The organism is Burkholderia territorii (genome assembly GCF_001718335.1).
In the GTDB taxonomy this organism is placed as follows: Bacteria; Pseudomonadota; Gammaproteobacteria; order Burkholderiales; family Burkholderiaceae; genus Burkholderia; species Burkholderia territorii.
Map to the genome: position 1 here is coordinate 275,927 of NZ_CP013366.1, position 24,855 is coordinate 300,781.

Genomic DNA, 24,855 nt, shown 5'->3' on the forward strand with positions numbered 1-24,855 from the left:
GCGAGCGGGCGGGCTCGCGGGCACGTTCAGCGGCCGCCGGCCAGCCAGCGGGCAGTCGCTTCGGCGACGCGCCGGCCGAACGCCTTCGCGGTCTCGAGGTCGCCGGGCAGCGGGCCCTCGTCGGGCGTCGCATCCGCCGGCGACTGCGCGAGCAGGCCCGTGAAGCCGCCGACGTAGTTGATGTCGTTGCGCGTGGCCGCCTTCGAGTTGGCCGGCATCATGCCCGTGCCGACCCACACCATCCCATGTTGCATCGCCAGCGTGACGAAATACTGAATCGTCGAGAACTTGTCGCCGTTCATCGTCGCGGAGTTCGTGAAACCCGCGGCGATCTTGTCCTTCCATTTCTGCGTGAACCACGGTTTCGACGTGGCGTCGGCGAACTGCTTGAACTGCGCGGACGGGCCGCCCATGTAGGTCGGCGCGCCGAAGACGATCGCGTCCGCCGCGTCGAGCGCGGCCCAGCCTGCGTCGTCCAGTTCGCCGACGGCGATCAGGCGTGCGGTGGCACCGGCGTCCTGCGCGCCGGTATGGACGGCCTCGGCGAGTTTCTGCGTGTGACCGTAGCCGCTGTGATAGACGATGACGATATTCGACATGAAGCGTTCTCCGGAAGAGGGCGACACGGCGGGCGCCGCGGCCTGCCGCGTCACGCGCCGCGGTCGGGCGGCGCGACGGATGCGCGGCGGGATGCCGCGACCGGTGCCGCCGAGTCTAGCAAGCCGAAATGACGGGAGAAAAGCATGCAGGCAGCACGCGCAAACTCGCGCGCGGGCGATCGCGGCACGCAGGCACGCGCAACGGGAGTAACGGGCGCAACGGGCGCAACGGGAGCAGGCGGCAGCGCACGAGCGCTTACTGTCCGTACGTGACCGTGAGCCGTGCGGTGCCGATCGCCAGCGTGCCGATCTCGTGTTCGAACATCGGTGCGGGGCGCCCTTGCGCGACGCGCAGCTCCGTGCCCTTCAGCGCATAGACGGTGATCACGTAGCGATGCGGCTTGCCGGGCGGCGGGCACGGGCCGCCGTAGCCGTCGATTCCGAAGTCGTTGCGCGCCTCGCTCGCGCCGATCCGGCGCAGGAAGCCCGACGCGCTCGCGTCGGCCGGCAGGCTCGTGACGCTCGCGGGAATGGTGGCGACGGCCCAGTGCCACCAGCCGTGCCCTGGCGCATCGGGATCGAAGATCGTGATCGCGTAGCCGCGCGTGCCGGGCGGCGGGTTGCGCCAGCTGAGCTGCGGCGAACGGTTCTCGCCCTTGCAGTCGCCGCGGTCGAACACGTTCGCGGCGCCGACGCGCCCGCCGGGCGTCAGATCGTTGCTCGACAGCGTGAACGGGCCTTCCGCGCGCGCGGGCGGGACGGCGAACGCGACGCACGCGGCGGCGCAGGCAAGGGCGGCGATGAACGGCGAAGGGCGACCCGGGGACGCAGGCGAAGAGATCCGGCGATCCACACGCATATGGCGCTTCTCCCGTCACGTGGGCCGGTCGATGCTCCCGGCATTGTTGGCGTTGTGTGTTGCCTGCGCAGCTGATGGCGGCGATGGATCAAGTCTAGCATTAGGGTTCGATGAGCGATGCACGCGTGGGCCCGCGATTCGGGCCGGCCCCCGGCGCGGATCGGCGGACGAAAAAAAACCGCTCGCGGTCAGGCGAGCGGTTTTCTTTGGCCAGGGTGCCGGCTGCGTGCCGGCTCGGCATTATTCCTTCGGGGCCGTCGCGCCGCCGTGCGCGGCCGACCACTCGGCCGGCGCGTGCAGGAACTTCTCGACTTCGTCGAGCGTCTTGGTCTCGAAGTAGCCCGACGCCTTCGCGACGCGCAGCACGTCCCACCAGGTCGCCAGCGCGTGCAGGTCGACGTCGATGTCCTTCAGGACCGACACGCTTTCCTTGAAGATGTTGTAGTGGAACAGCACGAAGCAGTGGTTCACCGTCGCGCCCGCGGTGCGCAGCGCATTGACGAAGTTGATCTTGCTGCGGCTGTCGGTCGTCAGGTCTTCCACCAGCAGCACGCGCGAGCCTTCTTCCAGATGGCCCTCGATCTGCGCGTTGCGGCCGAAACCCTTCGGCTTCTTGCGCACGTACTGCATCGGCACCATCATCCGGTCCGCGAGCCATGCCGCGAACGGGATGCCGGCCGTCTCGCCACCCGCCACCGAGTCGATCTGCTCGAAGCCGACATCGCGCATGATCGTCGTTTCCGCCATCTCCATCAGCGCGCGGCGCACGCGCGGATACGAGATCAGCTTGCGGCAGTCGATGTAGACGGGGCTTGCCCAGCCGGACGTGAAGATGAACGGTTTTTCGGCATTGAAGTGCACCGCCTGCACTTCGAGCAGGATTTTGGCGGTCGTATCCGAGATCGACTGACGATCGTAGCCTGTCATGGGCATTCCTTGGGTGATGAGCGAAGAGCGGGCGCGGGCCCGGTGGCGCAGCAAGGGGAACCTGCCCGAGGGGCCGGGGTGCGATCGGCGGGCCAATCGCATCGCTGCGCGCGTAGCCGGCTATTTTACCCGATTCAGGCCGGTTTTCGGCGGAAATCGCGCAGGTTCGGCGCGCGGCTCACCACCGGCGAAACAAGCGGGGCGCGACCATGCGCCGCTGATGCGGAGGATGCGGCGCTGCACCAACGAAGGCCATTTAGGGGGTGTACACTAGGCGACCCTTAGAAATCGTTCAGTACTTTGTACTTTCCTCTTGCCATCCGCCAAGGTTCGATGGCGTGCCGACCCGGCGCGCTGCGTGCCGTCTCGCAGTCGACCACCCCTTCGATTCAAGCAGACGCGGCCCAAGGTGCTGTGTACTGAACCGTCAAAATTTCGCATGTCTCTCGCAGGTCAATCATGGACGAACAACTGAAGCAGGCCGCTCTCGCTTATCACCTGAACCCGAAACCCGGCAAGATTTCGGTCACCCCGACCAAGCCGCTGTCGAACCAGCTCGATCTGTCGCTCGCATACTCGCCGGGCGTCGCCGCCGCGTGCGAGGCGATCCACGCCGATCCGCTCGACGCGCAGAAGTACACGTCGCGCGGCAACCTCGTCGGCGTCATCACGAACGGCACGGCCGTGCTGGGCCTCGGCAACATCGGCCCGCTGGCCGCGAAGCCGGTGATGGAAGGCAAGGGCTGCCTGTTCAAGAAGTTCGCGGGTATCGACGTGTTCGACATCGAACTGTCGGAGTCCGACCCCGACAAGCTGGTCGAGGCGATCGCGATGCTCGAGCCGACGCTCGGCGGCATCAACCTCGAGGACATCAAGGCGCCGGAATGCTTCTACATCGAGCAGAAGCTGCGCGAGCGCATGAAGATCCCCGTCTTCCACGACGACCAGCACGGCACCGCGATCATCGCGTCGGCCGCGATCCTGAACGGCCTGAAGGTGGTCGGCAAGAAGCTGTCCGAAGTGAAGCTCGTGTGCTCGGGCGCGGGCGCGGCGGCGATCGCGTGCCTGGACCTGCTGGTGAACCTGGGCCTCACGAAGTCGAACATCCTGGTCGCCGATTCGAAGGGCGTGATCTACGAAGGGCGCGGCAACCTCGACCCGTCGAAGCAGCGCTACGCGGCGACCACCGACGCGCGCACGCTCGCCGACGCGATCGTCGGCGCGGACGTGTTCCTCGGCTGCTCGAGCGCGGGCGTGCTGAAGCAGGACATGGTCAAGACGATGGGCGAGCGCCCGCTGATCCTGGCGCTCGCGAACCCGGAACCGGAAATCCGCCCGGAAGACGCGAAGGCCGTGCGCCCGGACGCGATCGTCGCGACCGGCCGTTCGGACTACCCGAACCAGGTCAACAACGTGCTGTGCTTCCCGTTCATCTTCCGCGGCGCGCTCGACGTCGGCGCGACGACGATCACGGAAGAAATGAAGCTCGCGTGCGTGCGCGCGATCGCCGAGCTGGCCGAGGAAACCGACCAGAGCGAGGAAGTCGCGAAGGCGTATGAAGGCCACTCGCTCGAGTTCGGGCCGGAGTACCTGATTCCGAAGCCGTTCGACCCGCGCCTGATCATCAAGATCGCGCCGGCCGTCGCGCAGGCCGCGATGGATTCGGGCGTCGCCACGCGCCCGATCCAGGACATGGACGCATACCGCGAGCAGCTCGGCGCGACCGTCTACCGTACCGGCATGGTGATGCGCCCGGTGTTCGCGACCGCGAAGAAGAAGCAGGCGCGCATCGTGTTCGCCGAGGGCGAGGACGAGCGCGTGCTGCGCGCCGCGCAGTTCGTGCTGCTGGAAAAGATCGCGAAGCCGATCATCGTCGGCCGTCCGTCGGTCGTCGAGATGCGCCTCGCGAAGATCGGCTCGAAGCTGAAGGCCGGCGTCGATTTCGAGATCGTGAATCCGGAAGACGACACGCGCTACCACCGCTACTGGCAGGCGTACCACGAGATCGGCGCGCGCGACGGCGTGACGCCGGAAGTCGCGAAGGCCGCGCTGCGCAAGTTCAACACGCTGATCGGCGCGATGCTCGTGCACCTGGGCGATGCGGACGGGATGATCTGCGGGATGATCGACACGTACCACACGCACCTGAAGTTCATCGAGCAGGTGCTCGGCCGTGCGAAGGGCGCCGAGCATTTCGCGGCGATGAACCTCCTGATGCTGCCGGGCCGCAACCTGTTCCTGTGCGACACGTACGTGAACGAGCTGCCGAGCGCCGAACAGCTCGCCGACATGACGATCCAGGCAGCCGCCGAGATCGAGCGCTTCGGCATCGTGCCGAAGGCCGCGCTGCTGTCGAACTCGAACTTCGGCAGCGCGCCGTCGGCGTCGTCGCGCCGCATGGCCGAAGCGCGCAAGCTGATCAGCGAGCGTGCGCCGAACCTCGAGGTCGACGGCGAAATGCACGGCGACGCGGCGCTGTCGGAAGCGGTCCGCAAGGCCGCATTCCCGGGCACGACGCTGTCGGGCGAAGCGAACCTGCTGATCATGCCGAACGTCGAAGCGGCGAACATCGCGTACAACCTGCTGAAGATGGTCGGCGGCGAAGGCGTGACGGTCGGCCCGCTGCTGCTCGGCGCGGCGAAGCCGGTCCACATCCTGACGCCGGCGGCGACCGTGCGCCGGATCATCAACATGACGGCGGTAGCCGCCGCGAACGCGAACACGAAGTAAGTTCGCGATGCGCGTGTGCCGCGCTTCACGCGCGGCGCAAACAAAAACGCCACGGAACCCTGCGTTCCGTGGCGTTTTTTTTGTGAACCGCCGGGTGCGCGCCGGCGAGCGTCGCACCCGCGAACGCCCGCCGCGCGCCGTTACGCGACCTGCTGGTGCGACTGCCCGCCCGTCGGCGAGCGCCACTTCGCGAGCAGCGAGTTCCACTTCTGGCGAACCGCGCGCAGGTTGTTCTCCTTCACGTGGCCGTAGCCGCGAATGCCGTCCGGCAGCGCCGCGAGTTCGAGCGCGAGCGGGCGGTTGGCCGCGTTCAGCCTGGCCAGCACTTCGTCGATCAGCGCTTCGTACTCGCCGATCAGCGCGCGCTCGGTGCGGCGCTCCTCGGTGCGGCCGAACGGGTCGAGGCCCGTGCCGCGCAGGAACTTCGCCTTCGCGAGCAAGCGGAACGCCGACATCATCCACGGGCCGTACGCCTTCTTCACGAGATGGCCGTGCGCGTCCTTCTTCGCGAACAGCGGCGGCGCAAGGTGGAACTTCAGTTTCCAGTCGCCTTCGAACTGCGACGACAGGCGCGCGAGAAACGCCGGATCGGACTGCAGCCGCGCGACCTCGTATTCGTCCTTGTACGCCATCAGCTTGAACAGGTTGCGCGCGACCGCTTCGGTCAGCGGTTCCTGCGCCGCATCGCCGTCCGCCAGCGCGCGCTCGGCTGCCCGCACCTTGTCGACGAAGGCGGCATAGCGCGATGCATACGCGGCATTCTGGTACGCGGTGAGGAAGTCCACGCGCTTCGCGATCAACGCATCGACCGCCTTCTTCGTGTGCAGCGAGATCACCGTTGCGCCCTGCGCGGGCCGTGCGTCGCCGGCCGCGGCCTGCTTCACGCTCGCGAGGTCATGCGCCGCGCGGCGGCCCCAGTCGAACGCCGCGCGGTTCTTCTCGACCGACACCGCGTTCAGCTCGATCGCGCGTTCGAGCGACGCGAGCGTGAGCGGCAGCCAGCCCTTCTGCCACGCGTAGCCGAGCACGAACGGGTTCGTGTAGATCGCATCGCCGAGCAGCGCGACCGCGAAGCGGTTCGCGTCGATGAAGTCGACGGCCGCGCCCGCCGCCGCGCGGATGTCGTTCTCGGCGGACAGACCCGGGAACGCCCAGTTCGGGTTCTTGATGAATTCGGCGGTCGGCGTCTGCGCGCTGTTGACGACCACGCGCGTCGTATCGTGCCGCATCCGCGACGTGCATTCGTCGCCGGCCGTGACGATCGCGTCGCAGCCGATCACGAGGTCGGCTTCGCCCATCGCGATTCGCGTCGCGTGGATGTCGGTCGGCGCGTGCGAGATCTGCACGTGGCTCATCACCGCGCCGCCCTTTTGCGCGAGGCCCGTCACGTCGAGCACGGTCACGCCCTTGTTCTCCAGGTGCGCGGCCATCCCGAGCAGCGCGCCGATCGTGACGACGCCCGTGCCGCCCACGCCGGTGACCAGCACGCCGTATGCACGGTCGATCGCCGGCAGCGTCGGCTCCGGAATCGGCGGCAGCGCGCCGCCGTCCACCGACACGGCCTTCGGCTTCTTCAGCTGGCCGCCTTCGACCGTGACGAAGCTCGGGCAGAAGCCCTTCACGCACGAGAAGTCCTTGTTGCAGCTCGACTGGTTGATCTGGCGCTTCGTGCCGAATTCGGTTTCGAGCGGCTCGACCGACAGGCAGTTTGACTTCACCGAGCAGTCGCCGCAGCCTTCGCACACCGCGTCGTTGATCACGACACGCTTGGCCGGGTCCGGATACGTGCCGCGCTTGCGGCGGCGGCGCTTCTCGGTCGCGCAGGTCTGGTCGTAGATCAGGATCGTCGTGCCTTCGATCTCGCGCAGCTCGCGCTGCACGTCGTCGAGCTGGTCGCGGTGATGGATCGTCACGCCCGGCGCGAGCAGCGCCTTCTGGCTGTCGTACTTCTCCGGTTCGTCGGTGACGATCACGATCTTCTTCGCGCCTTCGGACGCGAGCTGGTGGGTGATCTGCGGCACCGTCAGCACGCCGTCGACCGGCTGGCCGCCGGTCATCGCGACCGCGTCGTTGTAGAGGATCTTGTAGGTGATGTTCGCCTTCGACGAGATCGCCGCGCGCACCGCCAGCAGGCCCGAGTGGAAATAGGTGCCGTCGCCGAGGTTCGCGAACACGTGCTTTTCGTCCGTGAACGGCGCCTGGCCGATCCACGGCACGCCTTCGCCGCCCATCTGGCTGAAGGTGCTCGTGTTGCGGTCCATCCACACCGTCATGTAGTGGCAGCCGATCCCGGCGATCGCGCGCGAGCCTTCCGGCACGTTGGTCGACGTGTTGTGCGGGCAGCCCGAGCAGAACCACGGCTTGCGCTCGGTCTGCACGTGCGGCTTCGCGAGTGCCATTTCCTTCGCGTTGATCACCGCGAGCCGCGCGGCGATGCGCGCGCGCACGTCGGACGGCAGCTCGAACTTCTCGAGGCGCGTCGCGATCGCCTTCGCGATGATCGCGGGCGACAGTTCGTAGTGCGCGGGCAGCAGCCAGTTGCCCATCGGCACCGACCATTCGCCGCCGGCGCCGTCCTTCTCGTCGAACTTGCCGAATACGCGCGGGCGCTGCGCATCGGGCCAGTTGTACAGTTCTTCCTTGATCGCGTATTCGAGGATCTGGCGCTTTTCCTCGACGACCAGGATTTCGTCGAGGCCGCGCGCGAATGCCTGCGCGCCCTGCGCCTCGAGCGGCCACACGCAGCCGACCTTGTACAGGCGGATGCCGATCCGCGCGCAGGTTTCGTCGTCGAGGCCGAGGTCCGTCAGCGCCTGGCGCACGTCGAGGTAGGCCTTGCCGCCCGTCATGATCCCGAAGCGCGCATTCGGCGAGTCGATCTCGATCCGGTCGAGCTTGTTCGCGCGCGCATAGGCGAGCGCCGCGTACCACTTGTAATCGAGCAGCCGCGCTTCCTGGACGAGCGGCGGATCCGGCCAGCGGATGTTCAGGCCGCCTTCGGGGAGGATGAAGTCGGTCGGCAGCACGATCTCGGTGCGATGCGGGTCGATGTCGACCGATGCCGACGATTCGACCACGTCCGTCACGCACTTGAGGGCCACCCACAGGCCCGAGTAGCGGCTCATCGCCCAGCCGTGCAGGCCGAAGTCGAGATATTCCTGCACGTTCGACGGGAACAGCACCGGCAGCCCGCAGGCCTTGAAGATGTGTTCGGACTGGTGCGCGAGGGTCGACGATTTCGCCGCGTGGTCGTCGCCGGCGAGCACGAGCACGCCGCCGTGCTTCGACGAACCGGCCGAGTTCGCGTGCTTGAAGACGTCGCCGGTGCGGTCGACGCCCGGGCCCTTGCCGTACCACATGCCGAACACACCGTCGTATTTCGCGCCGGGATACAGGTTCACCTGTTGCGACCCCCACACGGCGGTGGCGGCGAGATCTTCGTTGAGACCGGGCTGGAAGACGATCTGATGGGCGGCGAGGTGCTGCTTGGCCTTCCACAGCGACAGGTCGAGGCCGCCGAGCGGCGAGCCGCGATAGCCCGAAATGAAGCCGGCCGTGTTGAGGCCGGCGGCGCGGTCGCGTTCCTGCTGGAGCATCGGCAGCCGCACGAGCGCCTGGATGCCGCTCATGTACGCGCGGCCGCGTTCGAGCGTGTATTTGTCGTCAAGCGTGACGGACTTCAGCGCGGCTTCGAGCGACGCGCGTTGGTCTGCGTCTAGCGGGGCATTCATTAACTGTCTCCTCCACCCAGTTTGGGATCACCAAAACTTCGATTGCGTCGACGTCTTGTGGACGTGTCGGCAGTGGCCGGCATATTGGCCGGTTTTGAGTGATGGTAGCACTGGGATAAACCCGCCGCCCATCGTTCGACACGCAGCGACGCGGCGACGAAATCCCGCGGGTCAATGCGTTACATCATGTAAAAGCATGTAAAGCCGGCTCCATCTTCGTACAAATGCCGTTAATCTTGTCGGCCTGCCGGAGGTGCCCGGCCGCGTCGGCCCGTTTCGACGCAACCGGGGAGGCGCCGGCAGTTTTAAAGGAGGTGCAATGAACACACGTCATATCCAGAGTTTCCTGATCGTGTCCGCCGCGTTTTTCGCGATGACCGGCCCGGTGCACGCGCAAGGCGCGAGCGCACTGGCGGCAGCCGGCGCGCAGATGCGCCAGATCGCGCCGGCCCAGGACGCCGACGCGCAACCGGCGGCCGCACGCGTCGTCGTGTCGAAGGCGAACGTGCGTTGATCCGTTCGCGCGGCCGCCGGGCCGCGCCGCAACGATGCAAAACGCCAAAAGGGCGGGAATCGCAGGATTCCCGCCCTTTTTTCATGTGCCGCCGGCGCTCGTTCCGACCCGGGCGCCGTCTGCCGGCCGCTGCGCGGCCGTCCGTCAGCGTCAGGCCTTGTCCTGGACCACGCCGCGGCGGATCTGGTCGAGTTCGATCGATTCGAACAGCGCCTTGAAGTTGCCTTCGCCGAAGCCCTGGTTGCCCTTGCGCTGGATGATCTCGAAGAAGATCGGGCCGATCTGGTTCTCGGTGAAGATCTGCAGCAGCAGGTCGTCACGGGCGCCGTCGATCAGGATCTTGCGCTTCTTCAGTTCTTCCAGCGATTCGCCGTGGTTCGGCACGCGGCGGTCGACCAGCTCGTAATACGTGTCGATCGTGTCGAGCAGCTTCACGCCCTTGTCGCGCAGGCCGTCGACCGCGCCGTAGATGTCGTTCGTGCCGAGCGCGATGTGCTGGATGCCTTCGCCGTGGTACGCGTCGAGGTATTCCTGGATCTGGCCGGCCGTGTCCGAGCCTTCCTCGTTGATCGGGATCCGGATCTTGCCGCACGGCGACGTCATCGCCTTCGACTTCACGCCCGTCACCTTGCCTTCGATGTCGAAGTAGCGCACTTCGCGGAAGTTGAACAGCCGCTCGTAGAACTCGGCCCATTCCTGCATGCGGCCGCGATGCACGTTATGCGTCAGGTGGTCGATGTAGGTGAGGCCATGGCCGACCGGGTTCGGGTTCGCGCCGGCGATCGGCTCGAAATCGACGTCGTAGATGCTGATGTCGCCGATCGCGCCCGGCTGCGCGCCGTTCTTGCCGCGCCAGCGGTCGACGAAGTAGATCAGCGAATCGCCAATGCCCTTGATCGCCGGGATGTTCAGCTCCATCGGGCCCGTCTTGTTGTCGAAACCCCAGGCGCCGAGTTCCAGCGCGTGCTTGTATGCCTTCGCGGCGTCCTGCACGCGGAACGCGATCGCGCAGATCGACGGGCCGTGCAGGCGCGCGAAGCGTTGCGCGAACGAATCGGGTTCGGCGTTGATGATGAAGTTGATGTCGCCCTGGCGGTAGACCGTCACGTCCTTGTGGCGATGGCGCGCGATCGCGGTGAAACCCATCCGTTCGAACAGTTGTCCGAGCGCTTTCGGATCCGGAGCGGTGTATTCGATGAATTCGAAGCCGTCGGTGCCGACGGGGTTGTCCCAGTTGGGGATCTGCATGTCGTGTCTCCTGTGCGGGGCGATCGGCCGGCGCGACGTGCGCGTGCGCGGCCCGGTTCGATGTCGAACGCGGCGCGCGCATCGGCGTACGCCGCGAATCGGTACGTGCGACAGAGTGTAGCGGGCGAGCGCGAGCGGAAACTTGCGAAGTTAATCGTCCATGCCTACGATGGCGCAATTTCCAGTCTCAGAACCATCATTGGAGGGCAGAAGATGGCGCAAGCCGAATTGGATGCCATCGACCGGCGGATTCTCGCGATTCTTCAGGAGAACGGCCGCCTGTCGAACCAGGAGATCGCCGAGCGCGTGAACCTGTCGCCGAGCCCGTGCCTGCGGCGGATCCGCCGGCTCGAGGAGATCGGCGTGATCACCGGCTACGTCGCGCTGCTCGATCCGCAGAAGCTCGGCCTCGACCTGCTCGCGTACGTGAGCGTGCGGCTCGAGAAGCGCGGCGGCCTCGCGCCGGTCCGTGCCGACGAGACGTCGGCGCGCGCCGGTGCGACCCACGCGGAGCTGTTCCGCGCGGCCGTGCAGACCTGGCCGGAAGTGGTCGCGTGCCATGCGATGACGGGCGACATGGATTACCTGCTGCGCGTGCAGGTCGAGGATATGGCGCACTTCTCCCGCTTCGTGCAGGAGCATCTGCTGCACCATCCGTCGGTGATCGACGTGAAGACGAGCTTCTCGCTCGAGTGCTTCAAGGAGACGACGGCGTTGCCGATCCGGTCGGTGCGTTAGCGCGTGGCGCGGGGAGGCAGGGGAAGGGAGGGCGGGCTGCCCCGCGGGGCAACCCGGTCGGCCGATGTTACGCCGTCAGCGCGGCGGGCATCAGCGATGCGATGAACTTCGACGTGCGGTGCGCCTGGCGCTTGAGCGCATAGTCGAATACCGCGGCCTGTTCCTGCAGCATCTCGGCGAGGATCGTCGAGTGGTCGGCCGGCGGCAGCGACAGGTACGCATCGGCTTCGCCGTATGCATATTCGATGCGCATCCCGGACTTCTTCGCGATGTGCATCATCGTCGCGTTGCGCGACAGGCAATGCATGTACAGCATCGTCACGCGGGTGTTGCGGCTGCGGATCGCCGCGCGCTCGAACAGTTTCGAGCCGACGCCGCGGCCGCGCGCGCTTTCGAGCACCGACACGCCGAATTCGGCCGTCCGCTTGTCGCCTTCGGCCGGCAGATACGCCAGATGGCCGACGCCGATCAGCTCGAGCGCATGGTCGAACACGCCGAATACCGTGTCGCGACCGAAGTCGATCGTACGGACATAGTTCTCGATCACGTGGTCGGGCACCATCTGGCCGAAGCGCAGCAGGCGATCCTCTTCGTTGAGCGAGAGAAAGTGGGTGAGCATTTGCTCACGGTCTTTGGAAGCCAGTTCCCTGACGAGAACCGGCGCAGTCCCGGCGTGCGCGACAGCATCGGCACGGCGGTTGGGTTGCGTGTTCATCGTGGGTTCCTCAGTGTGTGGCTGCACCAACTGCTTGTGCAATGCAGCGCATTTTACCCGAGCGGGGTTGGGGAAAACCCGTATTTGACGTTATTTGTGCTGAGGAGGAATTCTAAATCCGCTTAGTTAATCCTGTATCTATTTGATTTTTAACGGATTTAAAATTCATCATATGAAATGCGCGGCCGCCAGTCGCAGTGTGCCGGCCACGCAACGCATGCTGCTGCGCGGCAATCAACGGCCCGCGGACAGCCCGTGTTCCATCAGGTCGATCACCTGTTCGGCGAAGTCGCGGTAGCCGAGGCGGCCGCCCGGCTTGAGCCATGTGAACGTCCAGTTGATCATCCCGAACACCATCATCGTGACCGACGTCTGGTTTTCCTTCGAGATCCGGTCCGGATACGCGCGCGCGAGCTGGCGCGCGAATGCCGCGACGATGTCGCGCTGGCGGTCGAGGATGATTTCGCGCTGTGCATCCTCCAGATACTTCACGTCGTTGAGCAGCGCGACATGGCGACTGTGCGACGTCTCGTACTCGGCGAGGAACGCGCGCACCAGTTCGGCGAACGCGTCGCGCTCGCTGAGGCCGCGCCGCTGGCTCGCGCCTTCGACCTCGGCGATGATCAGCATCAACCGCTTCGTGTAGCGGTCGAGCAGGTCGAACAGGATCGCTTCCTTGCTCTCGTAATAGTGATACAGACGTGCCTTCGACGTGCCGCTCGCGGTTGCGAGATCGGACATCGACGTGCTCGGATAGCTCGTCTGCGCGAATTTTTCGGCGGCGAGATCGAGGATCTGCTCGCGCTGGGATTCGTGGTCGGGCGCTCGGGTACGGGCCATGGTCGAATGCGAAAGTTGTAGCGTCAGTGCGGCGCGGCTGCCGCGCGCATCTGCGTGGAAGAAAGGGCGGCCGGCGCATCGTCCTGCAACTCGAGCCGGCCGGCAGCCGCGAGTTCGCGGCAGCGCCACCAGGCGATGGAGTCGCTGACGAACAGCCCGCCGCGATCGGCGCCGGCCATGATGCCGCCGACGACGCGTCGCGCGGGCTGCCAGCCGGGTTTCGCATGCGCGACGATCAGCGCGTCGAGGTCCGCGTAATGGCCGCTCTTGATCGTGTTGCTGACCCAGTAGCGCAGCTCGGCGTTCAGGTGTTTCGCCTCCTGCCATTCGAGCGCGAGGCGACCGATGCGCAGCACCGAGACCGGCGCGGCCATCGGCCGTTTGCGGGCGAGCGCCGCGGGCGAGAACATGCCGGTCGAACACGCCTGGTCGGCGCGGGTCAGCGCCGCGCGCTGCGCGGCGTCGAGGTCAGCGGCCGACAACCGCACCTCGTTCAGCCGTTGCGGCACGTTGCGCAGGTGATAGGCGACGCGGCGCAACAGCAGTTTGTCGCCGACGCTCGGTGCGTGCCAGACGACCACCTGGTCCGTATCCATCACGAGCTGCTCGAGGCGGGCGAATTCAGCTTCGATCTCCGCGTTCCAGTCGGGAATCTGGTCGCCGAGCACGCGGTGCCAGAAGGCGGCGCGCGTGTCGGGCGTCTCGTCGGCGCCCTTCAGCGGCCCGACCGCGAGATCGTCGAGCAATCCGACGACGCGCTCGTCGCGTCCGGCTTGCGCGAGGGCCTCGCGCAGCGACGCGGCGGCGGTGCCGCCCTGAATCACGTGAATGGTACTCATCGGCCTGTCATCAACAAAAGAAAACCGCCGGACCGGCGGACGTTGCGACGTCCAGCCGGCCGGCGGCCCCTAGTGTAAGCGAGATGTGTGACGACGAGAAACCGGCGCGCCGCGCCGGTGCGACGCCGCTCAACGCTCGTCGAAGCTCACGACGACCTTGTCGCTGATCGGGTGGCACTGGCACGTGAGCACGAAGCCGTCCTGCACTTCCCGCTCCTCGAGCGTGTAGTTCTTCTCCATCCGGACTTCGCCTTCGAGCACCTTCGCACGGCACGTGCAGCACACGCCGCCCTTGCACGCATACGGCAGCGCGAGGCCCGCGCGCAGGCCGACGTCGAGCAGGCTCACGCCTTCGTACGGCAGGCGCAGCTTGCGCTTCTTGCCGTCGAGCATGATCTCGAGATCGGCGGCCGGCGTCTGTTCGGTAATTTCGACGACGGGCGCGCCCGCCTGCGGCAGCGGCGTGCCGAACCGCTCGACATGCACCTTCGCCTGCGGCACGCCGGCCGCCTTCAGCGCGGCTTCGGCGGCGTCCATCATCGGCGCGGGGCCGCAGATGAACGCTTCGTCGATCGCGTCGGCCGGCGTCAGCGTGGCGAGGAATTCCGCGCATTTCGCCTGGTCGAGCACGCCGTTGAACAGCTCGACGTCCTGCTGGTCGTCCGACAGCACGTGATACAGGACGAAGCGGTTCATGTAGCGGTTCTTCAGGTCCTCGAGCTCCTCGGCGAACATGATCGCGTCGACGCTGCGGTTGCCGTAGATCAGCGTGAACGTGCTGCGCGGTTCCAGTTCGAGCGTCGTCTTCACGATCGCGAGCACCGGCGTGATGCCCGAGCCGCCCGAGAACGCGACGTACTGTTTGCCGTGATCGGCGTTCAGGTGCGTGAAGAAGCGGCCGTCCGGCGTCATCACGTCGATCGTATGTCCCGGCTTCAGCGTGTCGAACGCGAAGTTCGAGAAACGGCCGCCGCGTACGCGCTTGATGCCGATGCGCAGTTCGCCGTCGCGGTCGTAGTCGGTCGTGCCGACGCAGATCGAGTACGAGCGGCGCGTTTCCTCGCCGTCGATGTGGGTCTTCAGCGTGACGAACTGGCCCTGCGTGAAGCGGTACGCGTCGCGCAGCTCCGGCGGCACGTCGAAGGAGACGGTGACGGCGTCGGCGGTCTCGGGCCGCACGTCGCGGATACGCAGCGAGTGAAATTGCGGGGTCGCCATATCAGTCAGTAAGGTTTGAAGTAGTCGAAGGGTTCGCGGCAGTCGACGCAGCGATACAGCGCCTTGCAGGCCGTGGACGCGAATTGCGCGAGCCGCTCGGTATTGGCCGAGCCGCAGCGCGGGCACACGGGCGCCGCGACGGGGCGCGGCACGAATCGCACGACATTTTCCCGGGGCGCGGTGCTGCCGCACTGGCCGACGGGCGGCGCGATGCCGTACGCGCGCAGCTTGTCGCGCGCTTCCTGCGTGATCCAGTCGGTCGTCCAGGCCGGTGCGAGCACCGTCTCGATCCGGTGCGGCGGCAGCTGGGCGGCCTGCATCGCCGCGGCGATGTCCTCGGCGATCTGCGACATCGCCGGGCAGCCGGAGTAGGTCGGCGTGATCACGACTTCGAGCAGGCCGTCGTCCGCGCGGCGCACGTCGCGCAGGATGCCCAGCTCGCGGATCGATACGACCGGGATTTCGGGATCGGGCACGGCTTCGAGCACGTCCCATGCGCGCGCGAGCACGGGATCGTCGCGGTGCGCGACAGGCGCGGCGTTGGTCGAGGCGTCGATCTGGGCGGACATCGTGAGCTCCGTTGTGTGGCCGGTTACCAGCTCGCGCCAGGATGCTGACGCGCGAGGCTCTGCATTTCCGCGAGCAGGTAACCCATATGCTCGGAGTGCTCGCCCTGCTTGCCGGTCGTCACGTGCTGCACGGGGGCCGGCAACGCGAGCGTTGCTTCGGCGAGCGCATCGTCCACGTCCGCGCGCCATGCGGCTTCGAGCGAAGCCGGCGCCGGAGCGATGCCCGCCGCCGCGACGGCATCGTCGATCACGTCGGCCGCGAAGAATTCACGCGTGTACGGGATCAGGTAGTCGAGCGCGGCCTGCGCGCGGCGATGCGATTCGTCGGTGCCGTCGCCGAGGCGCACGAGCCATTCGCGCGCGTGCTGCACGTGATAGCGGGTTTCCTTCACCGATTTCGCGGCGATCGCGGCGAGTTGTGCGTCCGTCGACGATTCGAGCGCGGTCCACACGTGCAGCATCAGCGTCGCGTAGAGGAAATTGCGCACGATCGTCACCGCGTAGTCCTTGTCGGCGTGCGCGGTGCCGGCGATCGGGCCGTAATGCGGCAGCTCGGCGAGCGTGAAGTTCGCGAACTCGCGCTCGGTGCGGAAGTATGCGTAGTCGTCTTCCGTCTTCGCCGCGCCGTTCAGCTGGCGGTCGAGTTCGGCTGCGTGCGTATACAGCATGCGGGCCTGGCCGATGAGGTCGAGGCTCATGTTGGTGAGCGCGATGTCTTCCTCGAGGATCGGGCCGTGGCCGCACCATTCGGCGTTGCGCTGACCGAGGATCAGTGCGTTGTCCGCGAGGCGCAGCACGTAGGAGAGGTGTTCGGGCGTGATCGTCATGGCGCGGGCGTTACATGTGGTTGACTTCGTCGGGCAGCGTGTAGAACGTCGGATGACGGTAAATCTTGTCGCCCGCCGGTTCGAACAGCTCGGCCTTCTCGGCCGGATCCGACGCGGTGATCGCCGACGACGGCACCACCCAGATGCTCACGCCTTCCTGGCGGCGCGTGTAGACGTCGCGCGCCATGCGCAGCGCCATCGATGCGTCCGCGGCGTGCAGGCTGCCGCAATGCTTGTGGTCGAGGCCCTGCTTGCTGCGCACGAACACTTCCCAGATCGGCCATTCCTTGTTCATCACTCTCTCCTGAATCCTGTATTCGATGGTTGCCGCTCAGGCGGCGTGCTGTTCGGCGCGGGCGCGGCGCTTTGCTTCGTGCGCGAGCGCGGCTTCGCGCACCCAGGCGCCGTCGTCGTGCGCCTTCACGCGAGTCGCGAGGCGTTCCTTGTTGCACGGGCCGTCGCCGTTGACGACGCGCCAGAATTCGTTCCAGTCGATCGCGCCGTAGTCGTAGTGGCCGCGTGCCTCGTTCCATTTCAGGTCCGGGTCGGGCAGCGTCACGCCGAGCACCTTCGCCTGATCGACCGTCGCGTCGACGAATTTCTGGCGCAGGTCGTCGTTCGAGATCCGCTTGATGCCCCATTTCGCGGACTGATTGCTGTGGACCGAATCGGCGTCGCTCGGGCCGAACATCATCAGCACCGGCCACCACCAGCGGTTAACCGCCTGCTGGACCATCGCGCGCTGCGCGTCGGTGCCCTTCATCATCGTCAGCAGTGCATCGAAGCCCTGGCGCTGATGGAACGACTCTTCCTTGCACACGCGGATCATCGCGCGCGCGTACGGGCCGTACGTGCAGCGGCACAGCGGGATCTGGTTCATGATCGCGGCGCCGTCCACCAGCCAGCCGATCACGCCGACGTCGGCCCAGGTCGGCGTCGGGTAGTTGAAGATGCTCGAGTATTTCGCCTTGCCGGCGTGCAGCGCGTCGATCAGCGCATCGCGCGATACGCCGAGCGTTTCGGCCGCGCTATATAGATAGAGGCCGTGGCCGGCTTCGTCCTGGACTTTCGCGAGCAGGATCGCCTTGCGCTTCAGGCTCGGCGCACGCGAGATCCAGTTGCCTTCCGGCAGCATGCCGACGACTTCCGAGTGTGCGTGCTGCGAAATCTGGCGCACCAGCGTCTTGCGATAGGCGTCGGGCATCCAGTCCTGCGGTTCGATCTTGCCGTCCGCGGCCATGACCGCGTCGAACCGCGCCTGCTCGGGCGACTCGGCTGCGGCGTCGAGCGGTGCGACGTTGCCGGGGATGTCGAGGGATTGCGTGTACATGGCGGAGGATCTCGTCCGGTTGAATGTGTGCGAAGTATAAACCAACCGACCGGTCGGTTAATAAATTTCTTGCGGATTTGCATCGGGACTGGGGTAAACGTGGGTATGCGGTGCGATCGGCGGTCATGCGGGCCCCGGGTGCGCGAGGCGCGCGGCTTCTGCGGCACAATGCCCGCTTTCCGATGAGGATTTCGCCGATGTCATTTCGAAGCTGTTTCGTCGCGGCCGTGCTGGGCGCATCCGTTTTCCTGACGCCGCTCGCGGCCTCGGCCGCACCGGCCGGGTGGGTTGCCGCGTGGGCAACCGCGTTGCAGCCGATTCCGGACCTGGCTGCGCCGCCGCCGCTCTACCGCGCGCCCGACGTGGCCGGGCGAACCGTTCGGCAGATCGTCTATCCGACGGTTTCCGGCCGTGGCGTGCGGATTCGTGTCAGCAACGCCTACGGTCGCGCGCCGCTGGTGATCGAGGCAGCCGGTCTCGCGCGCGCGGGTGACGGCGCGGCGCTTGCCGGCGCGACGGGCGTTGCCGTGCGCTTTGGCGGCAAGACGTCGGTGACGCTCGCTCCGGGCGAGGAACTCGAAAGCGACGCCGCGGCGATCGATGTAACGGCCGGGCAGCCGTACGCGATCAGCCTGCGGATGGGTGCGAATCAGCGGATGACCGTGTGGCACCGCGTGTCGAACCAGCTCAATTACGTATCGGTGCCGGGTGATCATGTGAAGGATCCGGGCGCAGGCGCCTTCCGTACGCGCTTTACCCAGTATGCGTGGGTGACGGAACTGGCTGTCGAGGCAGGCGCCGCGCGGGCGAGTGTCGCCGCGATCGGGGACTCGATCACCGACGGGTTGCGCTCGAGCCTGAACCGCAACCGTCGTTGGCCCGATGCGCTGGCGCGCCGGCTGGCCGCCACGGGTTCGGATTCGCTCGGCGTCGTGAATCTCGGAATCAGTGGCAATCGGCTGCTGAGCGATTCGGCATGCTATGGCACGTCGCTGGCGTCGCGGTTCGAGCGCGATGCGCTCTCGCGTGCGGGGGTGAAGGCGGCGATCGTGCTGATCGGCATCAACGACATCAACTTCGCGGCGATGCCGCCGCATGCCGGGCTCGATTGCGACAGCCCGCATACGCAGGTCACGGCCGCGTCGTTGATCGACGGCTATCGCGGCTTGATCGACGCAGCACATCGTCGGGGCGTGAAGATCTTTGGCGCGACGCTCACGCCTGCGGCGTTGCCGGCGGGGCGCGAGGCGATCCGGCTCGAGGTAAACCGGTGGATCCGGAGCGGCGGCGGGTTCGACGGCGTGGTGGACTTCGACGCGGTGTTGCGCGACCCGGCTCGCCCGAGTGTGCTGCAGCGCCGGTATGACAGTGGCGACGGCATTCATCCGAGTGACGCGGGTTACACGGCCATGGCCGATGCAGTGCCGTTGGAGCGGCTGCAGGCCGCGGTCGGCGGCAAGTGACATCACCCTATATATAGGGTGAGCGGTGAACGGCGAGCTTCGCCGATATGGCAGGCGGCGCGTGGCCCTTCGGACCCGAAGCCCGCGTGCGCGGAAGCGCACGGGGGCTTCTCAAAATATTTTCACAAAGGGCTTGCGGAGACGGGGGCGGGTGCATAGAATCACGCCTCTTTCGCGCTAACGGTAACGCGGCGCGGAGGAAGAAGGGAAGCGGTGCGGTTGGGCTGGCTGTAGAGCCGCCGGCGCACACGAAGTTGAACCCCGGTCGTCGCAACGAAGCAGTTCAAAAAGTTGTTGACGAACCGAGAAACGCGGTTCATAATCTCGCTTCTCTGCTGCTGAAAACGCAGCGCTGCTGGGAAACTCCAGGTTTCCCGCAGAAATGCTCTTTAAAAATTAACAGCCGATAAGTGTGGGCGCTTGATGGCGGCGAGCTGATCCTCGGATCAGATAGCAAAAGTATCAAGAGTCTCACACTAAAGTAAGTCAGGTTTATGAAGTGATTCATATTCCTGTCAGCTTTGAGTGAGCGACCGGTTCGAAAGAACCGAAAACAGTAACAGGTTTGAACTGAAGAGTTTGATCCTGGCTCAGATTGAACGCTGGCGGCATGCCTTACACATGCAAGTCGAACGGCAGCACGGGTGCTTGCACCTGGTGGCGAGTGGCGAACGGGTGAGTAATACATCGGAACATGTCCTGTAGTGGGGGATAGCCCGGCGAAAGCCGGATTAATACCGCATACGATCTACGGATGAAAGCGGGGGACCTTCGGGCCTCGCGCTATAGGGTTGGCCGATGGCTGATTAGCTAGTTGGTGGGGTAAAGGCCTACCAAGGCGACGATCAGTAGCTGGTCTGAGAGGACGACCAGCCACACTGGGACTGAGACACGGCCCAGACTCCTACGGGAGGCAGCAGTGGGGAATTTTGGACAATGGGCGAAAGCCTGATCCAGCAATGCCGCGTGTGTGAAGAAGGCCTTCGGGTTGTAAAGCACTTTTGTCCGGAAAGAAATCCTTGGCTCTAATACAGTCGGGGGATGACGGTACCGGAAGAATAAGCACCGGCTAACTACGTGCCAGCAGCCGCGGTAATACGTAGGGTGCAAGCGTTAATCGGAATTACTGGGCGTAAAGCGTGCGCAGGCGGTTTGCTAAGACCGATGTGAAATCCCCGGGCTCAACCTGGGAACTGCATTGGTGACTGGCAGGCTAGAGTATGGCAGAGGGGGGTAGAATTCCACGTGTAGCAGTGAAATGCGTAGAGATGTGGAGGAATACCGATGGCGAAGGCAGCCCCCTGGGCCAATACTGACGCTCATGCACGAAAGCGTGGGGAGCAAACAGGATTAGATACCCTGGTAGTCCACGCCCTAAACGATGTCAACTAGTTGTTGGGGATTCATTTCCTTAGTAACGTAGCTAACGCGTGAAGTTGACCGCCTGGGGAGTACGGTCGCAAGATTAAAACTCAAAGGAATTGACGGGGACCCGCACAAGCGGTGGATGATGTGGATTAATTCGATGCAACGCGAAAAACCTTACCTACCCTTGACATGGTCGGAATCCTGCTGAGAGGCGGGAGTGCTCGAAAGAGAACCGGCGCACAGGTGCTGCATGGCTGTCGTCAGCTCGTGTCGTGAGATGTTGGGTTAAGTCCCGCAACGAGCGCAACCCTTGTCCTTAGTTGCTACGCAAGAGCACTCTAAGGAGACTGCCGGTGACAAACCGGAGGAAGGTGGGGATGACGTCAAGTCCTCATGGCCCTTATGGGTAGGGCTTCACACGTCATACAATGGTCGGAACAGAGGGTTGCCAACCCGCGAGGGGGAGCTAATCCCAGAAAACCGATCGTAGTCCGGATTGCACTCTGCAACTCGAGTGCATGAAGCTGGAATCGCTAGTAATCGCGGATCAGCATGCCGCGGTGAATACGTTCCCGGGTCTTGTACACACCGCCCGTCACACCATGGGAGTGGGTTTTACCAGAAGTGGCTAGTCTAACCGCAAGGAGGACGGTCACCACGGTAGGATTCATGACTGGGGTGAAGTCGTAACAAGGTAGCCGTATCGGAAGGTGCGGCTGGATCACCTCCTTTCCAGAGCTATCTCGCAAAGTTGAGCGCTCACGCTTATCGGCTGTAAATTAAAGACAGACTCAGGGGTCTGTAGCTCAGTCGGTTAGAGCACCGTCTTGATAAGGCGGGGGTCGTTGGTTCGAATCCAACCAGACCCACCATTGTCTGGCGGTAGTACACCTGAGGGTATCTGTACTCAATGGGGGCATAGCTCAGCTGGGAGAGCACCTGCTTTGCAAGCAGGGGGTCGTCGGTTCGATCCCGTCTGCCTCCACCAATTGCGATGATCGTTAGCGCTTTAGCGCTTACGAGCATCTCACTCCCGAAGGGAGCCCCAATGGATAATGTTTGATTGGGTTCGAGAGAACGAATCGAATCTTACCCATTGGCGATTGAGCCAGTCAGAGTGATATGAGTAACACCATATCGGCTGTCGTTCTTTAACAATCTGGAAGAAGTAAGTAATTTGGATAGCGGAAGCGTCTTTGAGATGGACGTGGAAACTATCCGGGTTGTGATTGTATCGATGTATCTCAAGATGATTCGAACTTCATTGTTCGACTCAATTGGAATACGGCACAACGCGAGAACTCAACCTGTAGCGACTGTCGATGAGACAGACTCGTTATAGGGTCAAGCGAACAAGTGCATGTGGTGGATGCCTTGGCGATCACAGGCGATGAAGGACGCGGTAGCCTGCGAAAAGCTACGGGGAGCTGGCAAACAAGCTTTGATCCGTAGATGTCCGAATGGGGAAACCCACTCCGTATGGAGTATCCATGGCTGAATACATAGGCCATGCGAAGCGAACGCGGTGAACTGAAACATCTAAGTAACCGCAGGAAAAGAAATCAACCGAGATTCCCAAAGTAGTGGCGAGCGAAATGGGATGAGCCTTGCACTCTTTATTTGTATTGTTAGCCGAACGCTCTGGAAAGTGCGGCCATAGCAGGTGATAGCCCTGTAGGCGAAAACAGTATGAAAGAACTAGGTGTGCGACAAGTAGGGCGGGACACGTGAAATCCTGTCTGAAGATGGGGGGACCATCCTCCAAGGCTAAATACTCGTGATCGACCGATAGTGAACCAGTACCGTGAGGGAAAGGCGAAAAGAACCCCGGGAGGGGAGTGAAATAGATCCTGAAACCGCATGCATACAAACAGTCGGAGCCTCGTAAGGGGTGACGGCGTACCTTTTGTATAATGGGTCAGCGACTTACGTTCAGTAGCAAGCTTAACCGTATAGGGCAGGCGTAGCGAAAGCGAGTCCGAATAGGGCGTTCAGTTGCTGGGCGTAGACCCGAAACCAGGTGATCTATCCATGGCCAGGATGAAGGTGCGGTAACACGTACTGGAGGTCCGAACCCACTAACGTTGAAAAGTTAGGGGATGAGCTGTGGATAGGGGTGAAAGGCTAAACAAACCTGGAAATAGCTGGTTCTCTCCGAAAACTATTTAGGTAGTGCCTCGTGTCTCACCTTCGGGGGTAGAGCACTGTCATGGTTGGGGGGTCTATTGCAGATTACCCCGCCATAGCAAACTCCGAATACCGAAGAGTGCAATCACGGGAGACAGACATCGGGTGCTAACGTCCGGTGTCAAGAGGGAAACAACCCAGACCGCCAGCTAAGGTCCCCAAATATAGCTAAGTGGGAAACGAAGTGGGAAGGCTAAAACAGTCAGGAGGTTGGCTTAGAAGCAGCCACCCTTTAAAGAAAGCGTAATAGCTCACTGATCGAGTCGTCCTGCGCGGAAGATGTAACGGGGCTAAGCTATATACCGAAGCTGCGGATGCGTGCTTGCACGCATGGTAGGAGAGCGTTCCGTAAGCCTGCGAAGGTGCCTTGTAAAGGGTGCTGGAGGTATCGGAAGTGCGAATGCTGACATGAGTAGCGATAAAGGGGGTGAAAGGCCCCCTCGCCGTAAGCCCAAGGTTTCCTACGCAACGTTCATCGGCGTAGGGTGAGTCGGCCCCTAAGGCGAGGCAGAAATGCGTAGCTGATGGGAAGCAGGTCAATATTCCTGCACCGTCGTTAGATGCGATGGGGGGACGGATCGCGGAAGGTTGTCCGGGTGTTGGAAGTCCCGGTCGCTGCATTGGAGAAGGCGCTTAGGCAAATCCGGGCGCGTAATTCAAGGGTGTGGCGCGAGCTCCCTCGGGAGCGAAGCAATTGGAAGTGGTTCCAAGAAAAGCCTCTAAGCTTCAGTCTAACGATGACCGTACCGCAAACCGACACAGGTGGGCGAGATGAGTATTCTAAGGCGCTTGAGAGAACTCGGGAGAAGGAACTCGGCAAATTGGTACCGTAACTTCGGGATAAGGTACGCCCTTGTAGCTTGACTGGCCTGCGCCAGGAGGGTGAAGGGGTTGCAATAAACTGGTGGCTGCGACTGTTTAATAAAAACACAGCACTCTGCAAACACGAAAGTGGACGTATAGGGTGTGACGCCTGCCCGGTGCCGGAAGATTAAATGATGGGGTGCAAGCTCTTGATTGAAGTCCCGGTAAACGGCGGCCGTAACTATAACGGTCCTAAGGTAGCGAAATTCCTTGTCGGGTAAGTTCCGACCTGCACGAATGGCGTAACGATGGCCACACTGTCTCCTCCCGAGACTCAGCGAAGTTGAAGTGTTTGTGATGATGCAATCTACCCGCGGCTAGACGGAAAGACCCCATGAACCTTTACTGTAGCTTTGCATTGGACTTTGAACCGATCTGTGTAGGATAGGTGGGAGGCTATGAAACCGGAACGCTAGTTTCGGTGGAGCCGTCCTTGAAATACCACCCTGGTTTGTTTGAGGTTCTAACCTTGGCCCGTGATCCGGGTCGGGGACAGTGCATGGTAGGCAGTTTGACTGGGGCGGTCTCCTCCCAAAGCGTAACGGAGGAGTACGAAGGTACGCTAGGTACGGTCGGAAATCGTGCTGATAGTGCAATGGCATAAGCGTGCTTAACTGCGAGACCGACAAGTCGAGCAGGTGCGAAAGCAGGTCATAGTGATCCGGTGGTTCTGTATGGAAGGGCCATCGCTCAACGGATAAAAGGTACTCTGGGGATAACAGGCTGATACCGCCCAAGAGTTCATATCGACGGCGGTGTTTGGCACCTCGATGTCGGCTCATCTCATCCTGGGGCTGTAGCCGGTCCCAAGGGTATGGCTGTTCGCCATTTAAAGAGGTACGTGAGCTGGGTTTAAAACGTCGTGAGACAGTTTGGTCCCTATCTGCCGTGGGCGTTGGATATTTGAAGGGGGCTGCTCCTAGTACGAGAGGACCGGAGTGGACGAACCTCTGGTGTACCGGTTGTCACGCCAGTGGCATCGCCGGGTAGCTATGTTCGGAAGAGATAACCGCTGAAAGCATCTAAGCGGGAAACTCGCCTTAAGATGAGATATCCCCGGGGACTAGATCCCCTTGAAGGGTCGTTCGAGACCAGGACGTTGATAGGTCGGGTGTGTAAGCGCAGTAATGCGTTCAGCTAACCGATACTAATTGCCCGTAAGGCTTGATCCTATAACAAGTCTGTCTCGCGCCAAGATGAGCGCGTCGGACAAGTTGGATTCTCGTGTGTGATACACACAACTCAAGATTACTGCTTCTTCCAGGATTGGTTCTGTTGGCCATGCCAGC

Annotated in this window: 17 protein-coding genes, 2 tRNA genes and 2 rRNA genes; 8 read left to right on the top strand and 13 right to left on the bottom strand. The window is 63.7% G+C overall.

What is annotated here, in order from left to right; genetic code table 11:
• Positions 1 to 26 precede the first annotated feature (26 nt).
• From WS51_RS11975 to WS51_RS11985, 3 genes are all read right to left on the bottom strand, one after another.
• Entirely contained in the window at positions 27 to 599 is a 573-nt protein-coding gene (locus tag WS51_RS11975) for a flavodoxin family protein (protein ID WP_059452676.1), read from the bottom strand.
• Positions 600 to 855: 256 nt separating this feature from the next.
• Positions 856 to 1,458 carry a YbhB/YbcL family Raf kinase inhibitor-like protein gene (locus tag WS51_RS11980; protein WP_059452677.1) on the bottom strand — a complete coding sequence of 201 codons (603 nt, stop codon included), beginning with the start codon at positions 1,456 to 1,458 and terminating at the stop codon, positions 856 to 858.
• Positions 1,459 to 1,698: 240 nt separating this feature from the next.
• A complete protein-coding gene (locus tag WS51_RS11985) occupies positions 1,699 to 2,385 on the bottom strand; it encodes an orotate phosphoribosyltransferase (protein ID WP_006752465.1) in 687 nt (228 codons plus the stop codon).
• A gap of 459 nt (positions 2,386 to 2,844) precedes the next feature.
• Between WS51_RS11985 and WS51_RS11990 the strand changes: the two genes are divergently transcribed.
• Positions 2,845 to 5,115 carry an NADP-dependent malic enzyme gene (locus WS51_RS11990; protein ID WP_059452678.1) on the top strand — a complete coding sequence of 757 codons (2,271 nt, stop codon included), beginning with the start codon at positions 2,845 to 2,847 and terminating at the stop codon, positions 5,113 to 5,115.
• A 140-nt stretch (positions 5,116 to 5,255) separates the two neighbouring features.
• Here WS51_RS11990 and WS51_RS11995 read toward each other — a convergent pair whose 3' ends face one another.
• Positions 5,256 to 8,846, bottom strand: a complete 3,591-nt coding sequence (locus tag WS51_RS11995) for an indolepyruvate ferredoxin oxidoreductase family protein (RefSeq protein WP_069229252.1) — start codon at positions 8,844 to 8,846, stop codon at positions 5,256 to 5,258.
• Positions 8,847 to 9,165: 319 nt separating this feature from the next.
• On the opposite strand from WS51_RS11995, the gene WS51_RS12000 reads away from it, so the two are divergent.
• Entirely contained in the window at positions 9,166 to 9,360 is a 195-nt protein-coding gene (locus WS51_RS12000) for a hypothetical protein (RefSeq protein WP_059452680.1), read from the top strand.
• A 150-nt stretch (positions 9,361 to 9,510) separates the two neighbouring features.
• Here WS51_RS12000 and hppD read toward each other — a convergent pair whose 3' ends face one another.
• Positions 9,511 to 10,608, bottom strand: coding sequence for a 4-hydroxyphenylpyruvate dioxygenase (hppD, locus tag WS51_RS12005; protein ID WP_059546504.1), 1,098 nt, complete (start codon positions 10,606 to 10,608; stop codon positions 9,511 to 9,513).
• Positions 10,609 to 10,821: 213 nt separating this feature from the next.
• On the opposite strand from hppD, the gene WS51_RS12010 reads away from it, so the two are divergent.
• Positions 10,822 to 11,346 (top strand): Lrp/AsnC family transcriptional regulator, encoded by a 525-nt coding sequence (locus WS51_RS12010; RefSeq protein ID WP_011655746.1) that lies wholly within the window; start codon positions 10,822 to 10,824, stop codon positions 11,344 to 11,346.
• 67 nt (positions 11,347 to 11,413) lie between these two features.
• Here WS51_RS12010 and WS51_RS12015 read toward each other — a convergent pair whose 3' ends face one another.
• The 8 genes from WS51_RS12015 to paaA form a co-directional block, all read right to left on the bottom strand.
• The gene (locus tag WS51_RS12015) at positions 11,414 to 12,061 is read right to left on the bottom strand and encodes a GNAT family N-acetyltransferase (RefSeq protein WP_059452682.1); all 648 of its coding nucleotides are present in this window, start codon (positions 12,059 to 12,061) and stop codon (positions 11,414 to 11,416) included.
• A gap of 234 nt (positions 12,062 to 12,295) precedes the next feature.
• Positions 12,296 to 12,901 carry a TetR/AcrR family transcriptional regulator gene (locus WS51_RS12020; RefSeq protein ID WP_059452683.1) on the bottom strand — a complete coding sequence of 202 codons (606 nt, stop codon included), beginning with the start codon at positions 12,899 to 12,901 and terminating at the stop codon, positions 12,296 to 12,298.
• 23 nt (positions 12,902 to 12,924) lie between these two features.
• On the bottom strand, positions 12,925 to 13,740 hold the full coding sequence (locus tag WS51_RS12025) for a DUF1835 domain-containing protein (RefSeq protein ID WP_059505413.1): 816 nt from the start codon (positions 13,738 to 13,740) through the stop codon (positions 12,925 to 12,927).
• A 129-nt stretch (positions 13,741 to 13,869) separates the two neighbouring features.
• Positions 13,870 to 14,958 carry a 1,2-phenylacetyl-CoA epoxidase subunit PaaE gene (gene paaE / locus WS51_RS12030; RefSeq protein ID WP_069229253.1) on the bottom strand — a complete coding sequence of 363 codons (1,089 nt, stop codon included), beginning with the start codon at positions 14,956 to 14,958 and terminating at the stop codon, positions 13,870 to 13,872.
• A 5-nt stretch (positions 14,959 to 14,963) separates the two neighbouring features.
• Positions 14,964 to 15,527, bottom strand: a complete 564-nt coding sequence (paaD, locus tag WS51_RS12035) for a 1,2-phenylacetyl-CoA epoxidase subunit PaaD (RefSeq protein ID WP_069229254.1) — start codon at positions 15,525 to 15,527, stop codon at positions 14,964 to 14,966.
• 23 nt (positions 15,528 to 15,550) lie between these two features.
• A complete protein-coding gene (gene paaC / locus WS51_RS12040; RefSeq protein ID WP_069229255.1) occupies positions 15,551 to 16,354 on the bottom strand; it encodes a 1,2-phenylacetyl-CoA epoxidase subunit PaaC in 804 nt (267 codons plus the stop codon).
• A 10-nt stretch (positions 16,355 to 16,364) separates the two neighbouring features.
• A complete protein-coding gene (paaB, locus tag WS51_RS32085; RefSeq protein ID WP_006752453.1) occupies positions 16,365 to 16,649 on the bottom strand; it encodes a 1,2-phenylacetyl-CoA epoxidase subunit PaaB in 285 nt (94 codons plus the stop codon).
• 36 nt (positions 16,650 to 16,685) lie between these two features.
• Positions 16,686 to 17,684: a 1,2-phenylacetyl-CoA epoxidase subunit PaaA gene (gene paaA / locus WS51_RS12050; protein ID WP_059505400.1), complete on the bottom strand. Its 999-nt coding sequence runs from the start codon at positions 17,682 to 17,684 to the stop codon at positions 16,686 to 16,688.
• Positions 17,685 to 17,881: 197 nt separating this feature from the next.
• Here paaA and WS51_RS12055 point away from each other — a divergent pair, with 197 nt between their 5' ends.
• The 5 genes from WS51_RS12055 to WS51_RS12080 all read left to right on the top strand — a co-directional run bounded on the left by WS51_RS12055 (position 17,882) and on the right by WS51_RS12080 (position 24,738).
• Complete coding sequence (locus tag WS51_RS12055) at positions 17,882 to 19,147, top strand: SGNH/GDSL hydrolase family protein (protein ID WP_069229256.1); 1,266 nt, start codon at positions 17,882 to 17,884, stop codon at positions 19,145 to 19,147.
• A 567-nt stretch (positions 19,148 to 19,714) separates the two neighbouring features.
• Positions 19,715 to 21,247, top strand: a 16S ribosomal RNA gene (locus tag WS51_RS12065).
• 63 nt (positions 21,248 to 21,310) lie between these two features.
• Positions 21,311 to 21,387: transfer RNA gene (locus tag WS51_RS12070), tRNA-Ile, on the top strand.
• 40 nt (positions 21,388 to 21,427) lie between these two features.
• Positions 21,428 to 21,503, top strand: a tRNA-Ala gene (locus tag WS51_RS12075).
• A gap of 354 nt (positions 21,504 to 21,857) precedes the next feature.
• Positions 21,858 to 24,738, top strand: a 23S ribosomal RNA gene (locus WS51_RS12080).
• Together the 16S and 23S rRNA genes with 2 tRNA genes alongside form the textbook arrangement of a ribosomal RNA operon.
• Positions 24,739 to 24,855 lie beyond the last annotated feature (117 nt).